The sequence below is a fragment of the Microbacterium sp. R86528 genome (assembly GCF_044596335.1).
In the GTDB taxonomy this organism is placed as follows: domain Bacteria; phylum Actinomycetota; class Actinomycetes; order Actinomycetales; family Microbacteriaceae; genus Microbacterium; species Microbacterium marmarense.
On sequence record NZ_CP138996.1, the window covers coordinates 1,868,912 to 1,883,494 of the forward strand.

The 14,583-nt window shown below is 64.2% G+C and carries 14 protein-coding genes; 4 read left to right on the forward strand and 10 right to left on the reverse strand.

Annotated elements, in window-relative coordinates; genetic code table 11:
* Positions 1-476 precede the first annotated feature (476 nt).
* Together SJY18_RS08735 and SJY18_RS08740 are read left to right on the forward strand one after the other, a co-directional pair.
* On the forward strand, positions 477-1,616 hold the full coding sequence (locus tag SJY18_RS08735; protein WP_396667269.1) for a hypothetical protein: 1,140 nt from the start codon (positions 477-479) through the stop codon (positions 1,614-1,616).
* Between the two features lie 98 nt (positions 1,617-1,714).
* On the forward strand, positions 1,715-3,499 hold the full coding sequence (locus SJY18_RS08740; protein ID WP_396667270.1) for a beta strand repeat-containing protein: 1,785 nt from the start codon (positions 1,715-1,717) through the stop codon (positions 3,497-3,499).
* A gap of 233 nt (positions 3,500-3,732) precedes the next feature.
* Here SJY18_RS08740 and rplI read toward each other — a convergent pair whose 3' ends face one another.
* From rplI to SJY18_RS08765, 5 genes are all read right to left on the reverse strand, one after another.
* Positions 3,733-4,185: a 50S ribosomal protein L9 gene (rplI, locus tag SJY18_RS08745; RefSeq protein ID WP_337336661.1), complete on the reverse strand. Its 453-nt coding sequence runs from the start codon at positions 4,183-4,185 to the stop codon at positions 3,733-3,735.
* Positions 4,186-4,195: 10 nt separating this feature from the next.
* Complete coding sequence (rpsR, locus tag SJY18_RS08750) at positions 4,196-4,450, reverse strand: 30S ribosomal protein S18 (RefSeq protein ID WP_337336662.1); 255 nt, start codon at positions 4,448-4,450, stop codon at positions 4,196-4,198.
* 32 nt (positions 4,451-4,482) lie between these two features.
* Positions 4,483-5,001, reverse strand: a complete 519-nt coding sequence (locus SJY18_RS08755) for a single-stranded DNA-binding protein (RefSeq protein WP_337336663.1) — start codon at positions 4,999-5,001, stop codon at positions 4,483-4,485.
* A 5-nt stretch (positions 5,002-5,006) separates the two neighbouring features.
* Entirely contained in the window at positions 5,007-5,390 is a 384-nt protein-coding gene (gene rpsF, locus SJY18_RS08760; RefSeq protein WP_337336664.1) for a 30S ribosomal protein S6, read from the reverse strand.
* Positions 5,391-5,535: 145 nt separating this feature from the next.
* A complete protein-coding gene (locus tag SJY18_RS08765; RefSeq protein ID WP_396667271.1) occupies positions 5,536-6,738 on the reverse strand; it encodes an acyl-CoA dehydrogenase family protein in 1,203 nt (400 codons plus the stop codon).
* Positions 6,739-6,958: 220 nt separating this feature from the next.
* On the opposite strand from SJY18_RS08765, the gene SJY18_RS08770 reads away from it, so the two are divergent.
* Together SJY18_RS08770 and SJY18_RS08775 are read left to right on the forward strand one after the other, a co-directional pair.
* Entirely contained in the window at positions 6,959-7,948 is a 990-nt protein-coding gene (locus SJY18_RS08770) for a hypothetical protein (RefSeq protein WP_396667272.1), read from the forward strand.
* Entirely contained in the window at positions 7,945-9,141 is a 1,197-nt protein-coding gene (locus SJY18_RS08775) for a hypothetical protein (protein ID WP_396667273.1), read from the forward strand. Before SJY18_RS08770 ends, SJY18_RS08775 begins: the two co-directional genes overlap by 4 nt.
* 16 nt (positions 9,142-9,157) lie before the next feature.
* Here the strand turns inward: SJY18_RS08775 and SJY18_RS08780 are convergent, their stop codons facing one another.
* From SJY18_RS08780 to SJY18_RS08800, 5 genes are all read right to left on the reverse strand, one after another.
* Entirely contained in the window at positions 9,158-10,237 is a 1,080-nt protein-coding gene (locus SJY18_RS08780; protein ID WP_396667274.1) for a mechanosensitive ion channel family protein, read from the reverse strand.
* Between the two features lie 107 nt (positions 10,238-10,344).
* Positions 10,345-10,731 (reverse strand): DUF779 domain-containing protein, encoded by a 387-nt coding sequence (locus SJY18_RS08785; protein ID WP_337336669.1) that lies wholly within the window; start codon positions 10,729-10,731, stop codon positions 10,345-10,347.
* 90 nt (positions 10,732-10,821) lie between these two features.
* Positions 10,822-12,372, reverse strand: a complete 1,551-nt coding sequence (locus tag SJY18_RS08790) for an aldehyde dehydrogenase family protein (RefSeq protein WP_396667275.1) — start codon at positions 12,370-12,372, stop codon at positions 10,822-10,824.
* A gap of 102 nt (positions 12,373-12,474) precedes the next feature.
* On the reverse strand, positions 12,475-13,827 hold the full coding sequence (locus SJY18_RS08795) for a transcriptional regulator (protein WP_396667276.1): 1,353 nt from the start codon (positions 13,825-13,827) through the stop codon (positions 12,475-12,477).
* 78 nt (positions 13,828-13,905) lie between these two features.
* Entirely contained in the window at positions 13,906-14,544 is a 639-nt protein-coding gene (locus tag SJY18_RS08800) for a hypothetical protein (RefSeq protein ID WP_396667277.1), read from the reverse strand.
* Positions 14,545-14,583: the final 39 nt, after the last annotated feature.

Sequence of the window (14,583 nt, forward strand, 5' to 3'; positions counted from 1 at the left end):
GGTGCAGCGTCCTCCACATCGACCGGGTAATGGGCAGCCCTCAGCGCGACGTTCGAGAGGGCCGCCCCCAACGCTAAGGACGGGTTCCGACACACGCAACATGGCCTGTGGATAACTATGTGGAAAGCCTGCGCGAAACGCCGCATAGCCTGTGCACAACATCTGTGGATAGATTCAGCCTGAACCACGGGTTCTGACACTGAAAAGCGGTTTGATCTGGCTTTTGAATTTCCACACCCTGTGGATGACTTGTGGGTTGAAGCAGGACTTGAAGGTTGTGGATGCTAGCGCTCCCTGTGCACAACTTCGCAGCCATCCACTCCCGCGGAATCACGCGAAATGCGCACATTTTTGACTTCCCTCTAGACGCGGTGTGCGCAGATCAGTAGGTTGAGTGTTCCAGGCACCCTCGAGCGTTCACCCATCCGGATGAATGCGACTTTATTTCGTCGACGTGATCAGTCGTAGGAGGTGAAATGGACACTGCAGCTACAAATCGTCTGGGCAATCTGCCCCGATTTGCTCTCATCGGCGCCGGTGTCGCATTCGCCTGGTTGGGGCTCTCCCTCACTCTCGGACTCGGTTCGGCAGGTTCACACGCCGCCGACGGATCAGACGACGAACGCAGCGTTCTGGGCGCCGTCACCGGGTTGGTCGACAAGGCCGCCTCCAGCGCGACCACAGCGGCGACCGCCGCCACGACGACTGTCGCCGAGGTCGTCGATGAGGTCGTCAAGAAGGCGCCTGCACCGGTCAAAGCTCCCGTGCAGAAGGTTGCCGAGCCGGTCAAGGCGGTGGCGCAGAAGGCCACCGAGCCGGTCGCCGAAGTCGTCAAGAAGGCCGTCGTCGAGAAGGCCACCAAACCCGCCGTCAAGGTCGTCGAAACCGCGACGAAGCCTGTGGCAGTGGTCGTCGAGGCGGTGACGGAACCCGTTGTCGAGACGGTCAAGCAAACTCCGATCGTCGGAGAGATCGTCACCGAGCTGGGCATCGACGATGTCGTCACCGGGCTGGACGACGTGGTGGCCGACGTTCCCAGCGCTCTCACCGACGTGACGCAGACCGTCGACCGCACGCGGGCCGTCACCGTCGATACTGCCCAAACGACCGTCGACGGCGTGTTGCCGACGCAGCCCCCCGCAGGCCCGGGCGTGGTGCTCCCGCCTCTCCCCGGACTTCCCGGGGTCTCGGCAACGCCATCTTCGCCTGATTCCGTTCCGGGCGACTTCTCGACTACGCCGGTCACCGACCCGAACGCAGTCACTTCCGAGCTCGCAGAGACCACGCTCCTCGCGCGCTTTGCCGACGTGACGCCCCTGTCGTGGGCGTCAGATGGTGCGCTCGCGGCGCAGTTCCGCGCCGCCGCCGGCCAGGTCGTGGCATCCGTCATCTCTCTTGCTCGGGGCGCGCTCGCGCCCGCAGACTCGCCGTCGACGCCAGGACTCTGCGCGTCGACGGTTTCTTCCGCAGGACCCGGTGGTGCGGGTCCTGGTGCCTGGGCGTTTCTCGCCCTGATTCCTTTCGTCGCACACCGTGCCTGGGTGCGACGCGCTGGACCAGGAGACGAGCACGCGCCGCTGGCACCTGCTGGCAACACCGACGTCTCTCCCGACTGATCACGCCCCTGTCGCGCTTCGCTCCGCGCGACACGCAGCGGCTTTCGCGTGCCTTCGCCGCACGCACCAATCGATCAGTCTTTGAAGGAGACATCATCATGCGTACTTTCATTTCCCGTGCCCTGCTGGGCACGCTGGTAGCCGGCGGCATCACGCTGTTCGGCGCCACGGTCGCACAGGCGGCCGAAACATCAGGAGAGGACGGCGTCGCCTCGGGCTCGCAAGCCCTCATCGACGTCACCCTCCCGGTGACCGTCAGCGGCAACGCCGCGTCGGTCGTCGGCGACTCCACCTCGCAGCAGGCCGAAGAGCCCGCGAGCGAGTCGGCTTCGCAATCGACCAGCGCGCCGGCAGCCCAGCCGAACATCGCCGTGACTGACGGACTCGACGGAGTGCTCTCGGGCACGCAGGCCGTCGTGAGCGTCAGCGTTCCCGTCACCGTCGAGAACAACGCGGTATCGGTCGTCGGTGACAGCTCATCCGAATCGGGCCCCGCTGAGGGTTCGGCTACTGAGCCCGCGTCAGCTCCGGCGGCCGAAGCGCAGACCTCAGGCGAAGACGGCGTGCTCTCGGGCACGCAGGCCATCGTCTCGGTCGACGCCCCGATTTCCGTTTCGGGCAACGCCGTCTCTGTCATCGGGGACAGCTCATCCACCGGTGCCACGTCGGGCTCCGGAGCGGATGCTGCTGCCAGCGGCACGGGTTCCGCGACCGACGCCACCACCAGCGGCGAGGACTCCATCCTCGCCGGCACACAGGTCGTCGCCCCGGTCACTGCACCGGTGAGCGTCACCGGCAACGGCATCTCGGTCATCGGGGACAGTTCATCCTCCGGCGCCACGTCGGGCTCCGGATCGACTGCTGCTACCGGCACGGGTTCCGCGACCGACGCCACCACCAGCGGCGAGGACTCCATCCTCGGCGGCACACAGGTCGTCGCCCCGGTCACTGCACCGGTGACCGTCACGGGCAACGCCATCTCCGTCATCGGAGACAGCACATCCGCCGGTGCCGCGTCGGGCTCCGGATCGGCTGCTGCTGCCGGCAGCACGGGTTCTGAGGCTGACGGCACTACCAACGGCGAGAGCTCGATTCTCGGCGGAACCCAGGTGATCACACCCGTGGTCGCACCGATCAGCGTGGTCGGCAACGCGATCTCGGTCATCGGCGACAGCGAGTCCACCGGAGCCACGTCGGGCTCGCGATCGGATGCTGCGGCCGGCGTCGCCGACGGCTCGACCAGCGGCGAGAATTCGGTGCTCGGCGGAACCCAGGTGATCACACCGATCGCCGCACCCGTCAGCGTCATCGGCAACGCGATCTCCGTCATCGGAGACAGCGCCGCCACCGGTGCGATGGGCGACGCTGTGACGGACGGGTCAACCGCGGGAACGACGAGCGGTGCAGGAAGCATCCTCGGCGGTCTTCAGGTGATCGCACCGATCGCGCTGCCTGTCACGATCGGCGACAACGCCGTTTCGATCATCGGCGACTCCACGGTGACCCCTGGCGCCACCGACGGAACCGACGGGACAGACGGAACCGACGGAACCGACGGGACAGACGGAACCGACGGGACGGACGGAACCGACGGGACGGACGGGACAGATGGAACCGACGGAACAGACGGCACCGACGGGACAGATGGAACCAACGGAACCAACGGAACCAACGGAACTGACGCAACCAACGGAACCAACGCAACCAACGCAACCAACGGCGGCACCGACACCGGCACCACGGTGACCGGCGCGGTGGCGGCATCCCCTGCCACTCCGCTCGCCGTGACCGGAGGAACGGGGGCGCTTCCCGCGCTGCTGACGAGCCTGCTGCTCGTCATGCTCGGCGCGGCGGCACTCGTGTCACGGCGCCGCTCCGCGTGACTCCGACCGCGGAGCCGATGCCAAGCGACTCCGCCTAAGACGTGGGGGAGGGCGACGCAAGCCGCCGCCCTCCCTCACAACTTCCCGTAGGTGGGTCAGGCCGTGCCTGGACTGTTCCACCTACGGGATTTATCGTGCCCGCCGGTCTGCAACCGCGGGCACGTTAAACGACGAATGCCGCAGACCCGTAGGCCTGCGGCATTCGATTCGATCCGAGGATCGAGGGATCGCTGCTACTTGGCAGCGACCACCTGAAGAGTGATCACAGCGGTGAGGTCGTCGCGAAGACGCACCGTCGCCTCGTGCTCGCCGACAACCTTGATCGCCGACGAGATCTGGATCTTGCGCTTGTCGAGGTCACCGAGACCGGCAGCCTTGACTGCATCGGCTACGTGTCCGGTCTTCACAGAACCGAACAGGCGACCTTCGTTGCCAGCCTTGACCGACAGCTTGACCTTGTTGGACTCAAGGGCATCCTTGAGCGCGACAGCTTCTTCGTGGTCGTGGATCGCACGGGCTTCACGGCCGGCGCGAATCGACGCAACCTGCTTTTCGCCACCGCGGGTCCACGCCACTGCGAAGCCCTGGGGAATGAGGTAGTTGCGGGCGAACCCGCTCTTGACCTCGACTACGTCACCGGCGCTACCAAGCCCGGTGACCTCATTCGTGAGAATCAGCTTTGCCATCGGGTGCTCCTTAGCGGCCAGCGCCGGCGTAAGGCAGGAGCGCCATTTCGCGCGCGTTCTTGATCGCCTTGGCGATCAGACGCTGCTCCTGCACCGAGACACCGGTGATACGACGAGCGCGGATCTTGCCACGCTCTGAGACGAACTTGCGGAGGGTGGCGACATCTTTGTAGTCGATGAGGCCAACGCGGGTCGGCTTTGCCGGGGCTGCGTTCTTCGCGCCCTTCCGCGGCTTGCGGCGGTCGCCGCTTGACTTTCCAGCCATGTTTTTTCCTTACTGAGAAATTGAAATCTGTGTCAAAACGGGGTGTCGTCGCCGTAGGCGCCGGGAGCACTCCATGCATCCGCACCGCTGCTGCCGCTGTTGGCGTTGCCGCCAGCATTTGCAGAACCCGGCGTTGACCACGGCTCGTCGGCAACCTGAGCCTGTCGGCCCTGACCGCCGCCGCCACCAGCTGCGCGGGTGACCTGAGCGGTCGCGTAACGCAACGAGGGGCCGATGTCGTCGACTTCGAGTTCGATTGCCGTGCGCTTCTCGCCTTCACGCGTCTCGTAGCTGCGCTGCTTCAGGCGACCGGTCGCGATGACACGGGAACCCTTCGTCAGCGAGCCCGCGACGTGCTCGGCAAACTCGCGCCACACGCTCGCGCGGAGGAACAGCGCTTCGCCGTCCTTCCACTCGTTCGCCTGACGGTCGAAGTTGCGCGGCGTCGATGCGATCGTGAAGTTCGCGACGGGAAGTCCGTTCTGCGTGTAACGCAGTTCGGGATCAGCCGTGAGGTTTCCCACGACGGTGATGATCGTCTCGCCGGCCATCAGCGTTACGCGTCCTGCTTGGCGGCCTTGGCGGGGCGGGCAGCCTTGCGGGCTGCCTTCTCGTCGGCGCGCTGCTTCTCTGACGCGATCATTGCGATAGCTTCCTCGGCGCGAAGCACCTTGGTACGCATGACCTGCTCGTTGAGGCCCAGCTGACGATCGAGTTCGTTCGTCACGTCGCTGGTAGCGGTGAAGTTGACGACGGCGTAAATGCCTTCGTTCTTCTTCTGGATCTCGTATGCCAACCGGCGGCGACCCCAGATGTCAACGTTCTCAATTGAGCCGCCACCATTGGTGATGACCTTGAGGAACTTGTCGAGGTTTGGAGCGACCTGTCGCTCGTCAATCTCGGGGTTCAAAATAACCATGAGCTCGTACTGGTGCGTCACTAACCCACCTCCTTCGGACTAGAACGGCTTCCGGGCATTTCCCGAAAGCAGGAGGGTGTGTTGCACGTGTCGGGGCTTGCGCACGCAGGGGTGCAGCCAGACAACCCTCCTATACTACTGGATGCCCTCGCAGCGGGCGAATCCGTCACGAAAACGCGCCGATGCCGGTCAGGTGCTGACCGAGAATCAGGGTGTGCACCTCGTCGGTGCCCTCGTAGGTGCGCACCGACTCGAGGTTGGCCGCGTGGCGGATGGGGGAGTGCTCAAGCAAAACGCCGTCGCCGCCGAGAATCGTGCGCGCCTCCCGCGCGATCGCGATGGCCTCACGCACATTGTTGAGCTTGCCCAGTGAGATCTGCGTAGGGGTGAGAGTGCCAGCATCCTTCGCGCGACCGATGTGCAACGCGAGCAAGGCGCCTTTCTGCAGCTCGACCACCATGTTCACGAGCTTCTGCTGGGTGAGCTGGAACGACGCGATTGGCACACCGAACTGCTCGCGAGCCAGCGAGCGGCGAAGTGCTGCCTCATAGCTGTCGCGCGCTGCGCCGAGCGCACCCCAAACGATTCCGTAGCGCGCCTCGTTGAGGGCTGAGAACGGCCCGCGCAGTCCTTTGGCTTCAGGCAGCAGGGCGGATGATGCCAGTCGCACCTCATCGAAGTGCAACTCGGTCTGAATCGACGCCCGCATCGATCCTTTTGGTTCGAGCACGGTGGTGTGAAACCCGGGGGCATCGGTCGGCACGATGAAGCCCCGCACGCCGTCGTCGGTCTGCGCCCACACGACAGCGAGCTGCGCAATCGACGCGAGGCCGATCCAGCGCTTGGATCCGTTGAGAATCCAGTCGTCGCCGTCGCGCCTGGCGAAGGTCTTCATGCTCGACGGGTCTGAGCCTGCACTCGGTTCAGTGAGACCGAAACTGCCGATTACCTCACCCGCAGCCATGCGCGGCAGCCATTCGTTCTTCTGCTCGTCGCTTCCCCAGCGGTGAATTGACCCCATGGCAAGCGACCCCTGCACTGACACGAAGGTGCGCAGCCCCGAATCCCCGGCTTCGAGCTCCAGCGCGGCGAGGCCATACTCCACGGCGGAGCGCCCGGGGCAGCCGTAGCCGTCGAGGTGCATGCCCAGCACTCCGAGCTTGCCGAACTCGGAGGCGAGCTCGGCGGGAAAGTAGGCGCGGTCAAACCAATCGGCGATGTGCGGGCGAATCTCGGCGTCGACGAACGCTCGCACCCGGTCGCGCGTGGCGCGCTCGTTATCACTGAGCAGCGCATCAAGTCCAAGCACATCCGAGGCGTCGCGCAGCGCTTCAAGGTTGTCGGGATCTCGCGGGGTCACCGTAGGCATGCGCTCCTCCTTGAACTCGGCGCGCCGTGCAGCCGCGCTCACCTCGATCTTGCCTCACCGCGTCGCTCGCTGCGGGCTGCAACTCAAGTTGCCGCGCGTGCCGCGTGCGTAATTCAGTCTGCACGTTGGCAAACCGTTCGAAACCGCGGTTGCTGGCGGCATCGGCCACCTTCCGGACTGAATCGCGAACGGCGCACGCGCCCGCCGGTAGCGTGAAGCCATGCAATGGACGGCCGATACCTCTGCAGGCGACTGGCTGCGCGATCGCATCGATGACCCGTGGGCCGCGACGATGCACGACATGGTGCCGCGCGGCTTCGAGTCGTACACCCGCATCTTTCACGGAGCGAGCAAGTCGAAGCCCATCGACGACACCTGGCCCGCCCTGCCATACGAGCAGCACCGCGACGCGTGGGAGGCGTTCAGCGCACGCCAGCCAGAGATCGAGACGGTTGCGGCCGGCTGGGGCGACGCCGCGGCGGCTTTTGGCACCCACATGCACGCCAACGCGCAGTGGGGCACGATCGTGCGCGTGCCAGACACGGATCCGAACCTGTGGGGACAGGTGAACGCGCCCAACGGCTGGCGGTTCGATGCTCCGCCGGTGGGAAAGCTCGACACCGCGCTCGTCAGCGTAGTTGCGGCACTCGCAGCCACGCACACGACCACCCCCGATGACGCGTTCGTAGGCTTGTGGGAGGGCTGGGCCGGGCTGGTCGGAGCCGTGGGCTACGGACCGGCCCGCGGTTTCTATACGATCAACGACGAGACATCCGATAGCAAAAAGGCTCACCGTTGGACGTCTCTTGTCGAGGCCACCCGCAACGGCTGGCTACGCAAAACTTCATGGCAACCAGGGATGCTGTCTGATGAGATCTCACGCGGACCGCGGTTCAGCCTGCTCAATCGCGACTTCGTGCTTTTTCGCAGCGCGCTGGCAGAGCTCGCTAACCCAGATTGGGTGCTTTCGGTTCCGTGGCGTGATCGTGAGAGCGAAGCGCACGGTCTCGAGCCGAGTGCCCAGTCGCCGAACATCATCTGGCCCGCCGACCGATCGTGGGTGATTGTGAGCGAAATCGATTGGGATTCGACGATCGTTGCGGGCCCGCACTCCCTTGCGCAAGCATTGCGCGACGACCCCCGACTCGAGACGTTCAGCGTTCGAGAAGGCGCCTCTTTGCAATGGGATGCTGACGGGGTGAACCGATGAGCGCTGCCGCACCACCGCACTATCCGTTCCACACGGCGCCGTTGACTGAGCCCGTCGACGGCAACGCCGCTCGCACGTTTGAGAAGCACCTGAGGGCAAGCGATCGGCTGCCCAAGAAATCCAGCCAAACAGTGATGTTCGTTGTGGTGGGCGTGGTGTTCGCCTTCATGCTGTTTCCGATGTTCGGGGGAGCCCTCATCGCCTTGGGCGGATCCACTGACCCGTTCGCCGCGTTTGTCGAAACAATCACTCTGCTGGTGCCGATCTTGTTCATCGGCATCGCCGCGACGGTTGTCATAGTGATCTTCGTGCGGCGCGGGCCCGCGGGAGCCGTGCGCATGTACCGGCTCGATCGTTTCGCTCGCGCGAACGCGATGACGTATGAACCCCAACTGGCCAATCCCGGGCTGCCGGGCATGATCTTCAACCAGGGTTCAGCTCGAGCGTCGAGCGATCTCGTTCGCGGCGCTCAACCTCGCTTCGTCGAGTTCGCGAACTATCGCTATACGACTGGATCGGGCAAGAACCGCACCACACATCGGTGGGGCTATGTCGCTGTCAAACTCGACGTGCCGTTGCCGCACATCGTGCTCGATGCGCTCGGAAACAACGCACTGTTCGGTTCAAACCTGCCCACGTCTTTCGCCAAAGATCAGCGGCTGAGCCTCGAGGGCGACTTCGACCGCTACTTCTCGCTCTACTGCCCGAGCGGCTACGAACGCGATGCGCTGTATCTCTTCACGCCCGACATCATGGCCCGCTTCATCGACAATGCCGCCGCTCTCGACGTTGAAATCGTCGACGATTGGCTGTTTCTCTACGCAAAGCGTGACTTCTCGACCCTCGATGCGGCCACGTGGGCGTGGCTCTTCTCGGTCGTCGGCGCACTGCTCGACAAACTGGCGCAGTGGGCGCGCTGGCGTGACGATCGATTGAGAATGGATGCTGCTGCCGCAGCGGCCGCGCTGCCTGCCACCGCACCGACTGGCGCCGCGAACGTGAGCACCGGCGCCGCCCATGACGCCGTGCCGTTCGCCCCGCCCCTCGACACGCTTCGCCCGCCCCCGGGGGTCGCGGCGCCCGGCAAACGGCTGACACGACGCGGTCCGTGGATCGTGTTCGCTATTGCGGGCGGATTTGTGCTGCTCTGGTTCGTGCAGATGGTCGCGGGCGGATTCTTTCTGCTGCAATAGGCCCGCGCCGAAGCGATCAGGCTTCGGCTGGCGCCTCCACCGGCGCATCGAAGTGCACGCGGCGCAACGGCATGGCATCGGGAGACTCGCGGCGCACCCACGCTGCGAGCTCTTCTCGCACCATGCAACGCAGATCCCACAGCGCACCCGAGTCGCGCGCGCTCACGACGATTCGCACTTGCAACACGCCACCGACCGCGTCAGTGACCTGCACGCCCTGCGACTTGCCGTCCCACAGGTCGGTCTCGCCGAGCAGACGCTCAAGCTCTAGCCGCATGTCATCGACCGATACCCGCCAATCGAGATCGAAGTAGACGGTGCCGAGTAGCTCCTTGCCGTTCTTCGTCCAGTTCTCGAACGGGGTCGTCGTGAAGTACGTGCAGGGCAGCACAAGGGTGCGCTGGTCCCACAGTTCGAGAACCACATAGCTGAGGGTGATCTCTTTGATTCGGCCGAACTCGCCCTGAACCACGACAACGTCGCCCACGCGAATCGCCTCGTTGAACGCGAGCTGCACACCGGCGAAGAGGTTGCTCAGCACCGACTGCGCAGCAAGACCCGCGACCACCGATGCGATTCCGGCCGAAGCCAGCACACTGGCGCCGATCGCACGCACGGAGTCGAACGTCATCAGAATTGCGCCCAGCGCGATCGTGATGATCACCACGATGACAAGACGGCGAATGATCTGCAGCTGCGTGCGGATCTTCTGGGCGGTAGTCGTGTCGCTGTCTTCAAGTCGATAACGGCGAGAGCCCGAATCGACGAAGAACAAGAAGATCTGTGCGAGCAGCCACGCGCCTGAGATGATGATCGCGATAACGATCGTGTGCACGATTGCTGCATCCCACGACTCATCGATAGGCAGAGCTACGGTCGACACGACCAGAGCAAGCAGAAACAACGTCGTGCGAAACGGCCAGCGAACACGTGCGCTGAGTTCGCTAGGCCAGGTTTTGCGGCGTCCGATCAGCGCGAGGGTGATGGCTGCCGCTACCGAGATTGCGACAACGAAACCCAACAGGATCGCCAGCAGAATCGCCCAGTCTGTCCATGTAGATGCTTCTGCAGCGTCGTCTATCAAGTCGATGTCCACCGGCTCCTCCCTCGTGCCAGATCACCACGCTAGGCAATCCCCCCGGGGGGAGCGCAAACTCTCACTGTGATGCGGAGCAAACCCAAAGGTGCGGTGTCGGCGCCAGTTTAGGCCGGAGCGAGGCCGAAGTGCCGCAGCTCGGCCTCATTCAGCATCCGGGATCGAACAATGAACCGCTTGCCCGTGGGCCCCTCGACACTGAAACCGGCGCCTCGGCCGGGCACAACGTCAATCGTCAGATGCGTGTACTTCCAATATTCGAACTGCGCCTCGGAGATGAAGACGTCGATCTGATCGTCGAGGCCGACGTCGAGCGCATCAAGGTGCACGTCGCTCGGACCGGTGATGAACATTCCGACCGGATAGCACATGGGGGCTGAACCGTCGCAGCATCCACCCGATTGGTGAAACATGAGCGGTCCGTGCTTGATGGTGAGTTCGCGAAGCAGCGATGCTGCCGCATCGCTCACTTCGACTCGGTGTTGCGTGGTCATCTCAAGCTCCAAGCTCGATGGCGGTGTCGATCGAAGCTGTGGGTGGCACGACTCCGCCACTCGAACGGAGCCATGCCACCTATGGTCGGTTTAGAAGAACCCCATCGCACCCTCGGAGTACGACACGAGCAGATTCTTCGTCTGCTGGTAGTGGTCGAGCATCTTCAGATGGTTCTCGCGGCCGATGCCTGATTGCTTGTACCCGCCGAACGCTGCGTGCGCGGGGTACTGGTGGTAAGTGTTCGTCCACACGCGCCCGGCTTCGATCTGCCGACCCGCGCGATAGGCGGTGTCGCCCGAGCGGCTCCACACCCCGGCGCCCAGACCGTACAGCGTGTCGTTGGCGGTCGCGATGCCGTCGTCGAAGCTGTCGAAGCTCGTCACCGAGACGACAGGCCCGAAGATCTCTTCCTGGAAGATGCGCATGCTGTTCTGACCTTCGAAGACGGTCGGTGCGAAGTAATAGCCCTCGCTGAGGTCGCCGCCCAGGTTGACCCGCTCACCACCGGCGAGCAGCTTGGCTCCTTCTTGCTTGCCGATGTCGATGTAGCTCATGATCTTTTCGAGCTGGTCGTTCGATGCCTGCGCACCGATCATCGTGGCCGGATCAAGCGGGTTTCCTTGAATGATCTTCGAAACCCTATCGAGCCCGTCACCCAGGAACTGGTCGTACATCGACTTCTGAATCAGTGCGCGCGAGGGGCAGGTGCACACTTCACCCTGGTTGAGCGCGAAGAGCGCGAACCCTTCGAGCGCCTTGTCGTAGTAGTCATCAGCGGTGTTGCGAGCGACATCGTCGAAGAAGACGTTGGCGCTCTTACCGCCGAGTTCGAGAGTGACAGGGATCAGGTTCTGTGACGCGTATTGCATGATCAGGCGCCCGGTCGTGGTTTCGCCCGTGAACGCGATCTTGCGAATGCGCTTGTGCTGCGCGAGCGGAGCGCCCGCCTCGATGCCGAACCCATTGACGATGTTGACGACTCCAGCCGGAAGCAGGTCGCCGATGATGTCGAACACGAAGAGGATGGATGCTGGCGTCTGCTCGGCAGGCTTCAGCACCACGCAGTTTCCTGCCGCGAGTGCCGGAGCGAGCTTCCACGTGGCCATCAGAATCGGGAAGTTCCACGGAATGATCTGGCCGACCACTCCGAGCGGCTCGTTGAAGTGATACGCGACAGTGTCTTCGTCGATCTGGCTCAGTGAGCCTTCTTGCGCACGCAGCACGCCCGCGAAGTAGCGGAAGTGGTCGACAACGAGGGGGATGTCTGCGGCGAGAGTCTCTCGAACGGGCTTGCCGTTGTCCCAGGTCTCTGCGACCGCGATGGCTTCAAGGTTCGCCTCGATGCGATCAGCGATCTTGTTGAGAATGTTCGCGCGATCAGCCGGTGTCGTGCGCTTCCACGACTCGAATGCTTTCCAGGCGACATCGACAGCACGGTCGATGTCTTCAACAGTGCCGCGGCCAACTTCGGTGAACGGCTTTCCATTGACGGGTGAAAGGTTCTCGAAGTACTCGCCCTTGATCGGCTCAACGAACTCGCCGCCGATGTAGTGGCCGTAACGGGGGCGGTAGTCGGCGACCGCTCCGCGAGTGTTGGGAGCGGCGTAGATGCTCGAAACGCCTTCTTCGACGATGGTCATAGCTGGTCTCCTTCGACGGGTGCGCGACCTCAGTGTCGCGTGGCGTCGACGTTAGGTGACGCAACGTTGCATCGAGTTGCACGGCCCGTCGGGGCCCGCCGGCTAGCGCGATGCCAGTCGCTCGATGCGCGTGACGAGGCCCGCGCGGCGGGGTGAACGAGGCGGAAGCATGGTCAGGCACAGCTGCAGCAGGTCGATGTCGTCTGATCCGCTTTCGGTGTCGGCGAACGCCAGCAGTACGTCGATGGATGCTTCACTCATGAGTGCTTCACGCAGAGCGCTTTGCACGCTTTCGCGAAACTCCTCGACGCCCGGTGCCGTCGAGTGGGGCAGCACTTCGCCTCGATAGGCAGCGAGCGCGACCCGATGCGCACCTCGGTCAAGCAGCGACACCACCTGATGAGCGTCGGTTTCTAACTCGAACCCCAGCCGGTAGGGGCGCGATTGCGGCACGAGAGCCGGTGCTGATCTCTCCAGCACCTTGCGCATGCGCACCATTTCAGCGCGAAGCGTCGAGCCCGCATCTACCTCGCCGTAGACGAGTTCACTGAGCCGTTCCGCCGAGAGTCCCTGGCGATGCACGGCAAGCATCAACAGCAATTCCGCGTGACGCGCCCCAATCTCGAAGATCGTCTCGGTACCTTCAGTCCGCGTGCCTTCAGACTGCGTGCCTTCGCTGGACACCTCCAGCATCGCGCGGTCGCGCCCAAGTACCCGCAGCGTGGCGCGAGCGGCGGGCATTCGTCGCGATCTCTTTCTTGCTGGCGCCTCTGCCGAGCGTTTTCTGAGGCGAGCGACGAGCAACTCCCCCTCAACAGCACGTGCGGTCGCATCCACCAGCAGCTGCGCCTGCGGGGCGGCAGCCTCGGAGCCGCCGGTGACATCGATCACACCCAGAAGGCGGCGGGTCTCAGGGTCATGCACGGGCGCTGCGGTGCACGACCATGGCTGCACGAGCCGGTTGTAGTGCTCGGCGCCATGAATCTGCACCGAGCGATCGAGCGCGAGTGCCGTACCCGGTGCCGAGGTACCTACGGCTTCTTCTGACCAGTTGGCGCCCGCGACGAAACCCATCTCGCCGGTGAGCGCGCGAATGTGACGGTCGCCCTCTACCCACAGCAATCGACCCGCCGCGTCGCCGACAGCGACGACGACGCCAGATTCGGCCGGGTCGCCCGGCAGAAGCAGTGCGCGCACCATCTCCATCACATCAGCGAGCGGGTGCGCTCGGCGGTACGCTTCGATCTCGTTCGCATGCACGTCGAGCGGAGGCAGGCCCTCGGCGCCGACGAGGCTCTCGAGCGAACGCCGCCACGAGTCCCGCACCATCGGCCGAACATCCAGCAGCCGCTGATCTGCGGCGTTGCCAGCAACCAACTCTTCGTGCGCGCGCTCGATGAGCAGCCGCGAGGTCTCAGGTGAAACCTCACGACGGGATGACCACGGCGTTGACATCAGACTCCGGTCGACGTTGAGGAGCGTGCGCCAATTCTATGGCGTGCGCGGCTGCACCGGTTGGGTCGATCGAGTAGATCAGTCGAGCTGGCGAACGACCGATACCGAGACGCTCGTATTGCCGGCCTCTCCCTGCACCGTCAGGGTGAACAGCTGCTCCTGCGCGAAGCACTCGTACTCGAGCCCGGTGTAGCTCGACGAATTGACCGCAACCTGCTCGAACGGCTGCACTGAGGCATCGTTGGTTCCTTCGGCGATCCACGCCACTTCGGCATCGCTCGTTGACCAGCTGAACGTGAGGGCCACCGTACTCGCGCGGTCGTCGGCGCACACAGCAGTCTCGGGCGACACCGTGAAGGAGTTGATCACAGCGGTTGCGGCGTCGGGCTCGGCGGGTGGAGCGGATTCAGTTGCGCCTTCGTCGGTTTCTTCCACAGCCGCAGTCGCGGTCGACTCCGGCGCCACGCTCGTGGTGGTCGTCGGCGTCGCGATGGGTGTTTCCGACGGGGTGACGCTGGGGGTTGGGCCAGCAACAGGTTCGCTCGGCCCGGGCAAGAACGCCCAGATACCGAGAACCAACCCGACGACGATCAGAACACCCCCGCCGATGAACAGCGCTAGCCGGCGTCGCTGTGGCGGAGCAACGGCTTCTTCAGAATCGCCGGTGACGACGTCGGCACCAGCATCCCGCTCGTGTGAGGGGTTGTCGTCGGTCATCGTCATCCTTGTCGTGCGTGGAGCTCTCGCTGCACAGGT

Excerpts from the sequence above, each read along its gene's own strand:
- SJY18_RS08785 (WP_337336669.1), bottom strand. The coding sequence starts at position 10,731 with ATGACCACGCAACACCGAGTCGAAGTGAGCGATGCGGCAGCATCGCTG.
- SJY18_RS08735 (WP_396667269.1), top strand. The coding sequence starts at position 477 with ATGGACACTGCAGCTACAAATCGTCTGGGCAATCTGCCCCGATTTGCT.
- SJY18_RS08740 (WP_396667270.1), top strand. The coding sequence starts at position 1,715 with ATGCGTACTTTCATTTCCCGTGCCCTGCTGGGCACGCTGGTAGCCGGC.
- SJY18_RS08755 (WP_337336663.1), bottom strand. The coding sequence starts at position 5,001 with ATGGCCGGCGAGACGATCATCACCGTCGTGGGAAACCTCACGGCTGAT.
- SJY18_RS08775 (WP_396667273.1), top strand. The coding sequence starts at position 7,945 with ATGAGCGCTGCCGCACCACCGCACTATCCGTTCCACACGGCGCCGTTG.
- rpsR (WP_337336662.1), bottom strand. The coding sequence starts at position 4,450 with ATGGCTGGAAAGTCAAGCGGCGACCGCCGCAAGCCGCGGAAGGGCGCG.
- SJY18_RS08770 (WP_396667272.1), top strand. The coding sequence starts at position 6,959 with ATGCAATGGACGGCCGATACCTCTGCAGGCGACTGGCTGCGCGATCGC.
- rplI (WP_337336661.1), bottom strand. The coding sequence starts at position 4,185 with ATGGCAAAGCTGATTCTCACGAATGAGGTCACCGGGCTTGGTAGCGCC.
- SJY18_RS08765 (WP_396667271.1), bottom strand. The coding sequence starts at position 6,738 with ATGCCTACGGTGACCCCGCGAGATCCCGACAACCTTGAAGCGCTGCGC.
- SJY18_RS08795 (WP_396667276.1), bottom strand. The coding sequence starts at position 13,827 with ATGTCAACGCCGTGGTCATCCCGTCGTGAGGTTTCACCTGAGACCTCG.
- SJY18_RS08790 (WP_396667275.1), bottom strand. The coding sequence starts at position 12,372 with ATGACCATCGTCGAAGAAGGCGTTTCGAGCATCTACGCCGCTCCCAAC.
- SJY18_RS08800 (WP_396667277.1), bottom strand. The coding sequence starts at position 14,544 with ATGACCGACGACAACCCCTCACACGAGCGGGATGCTGGTGCCGACGTC.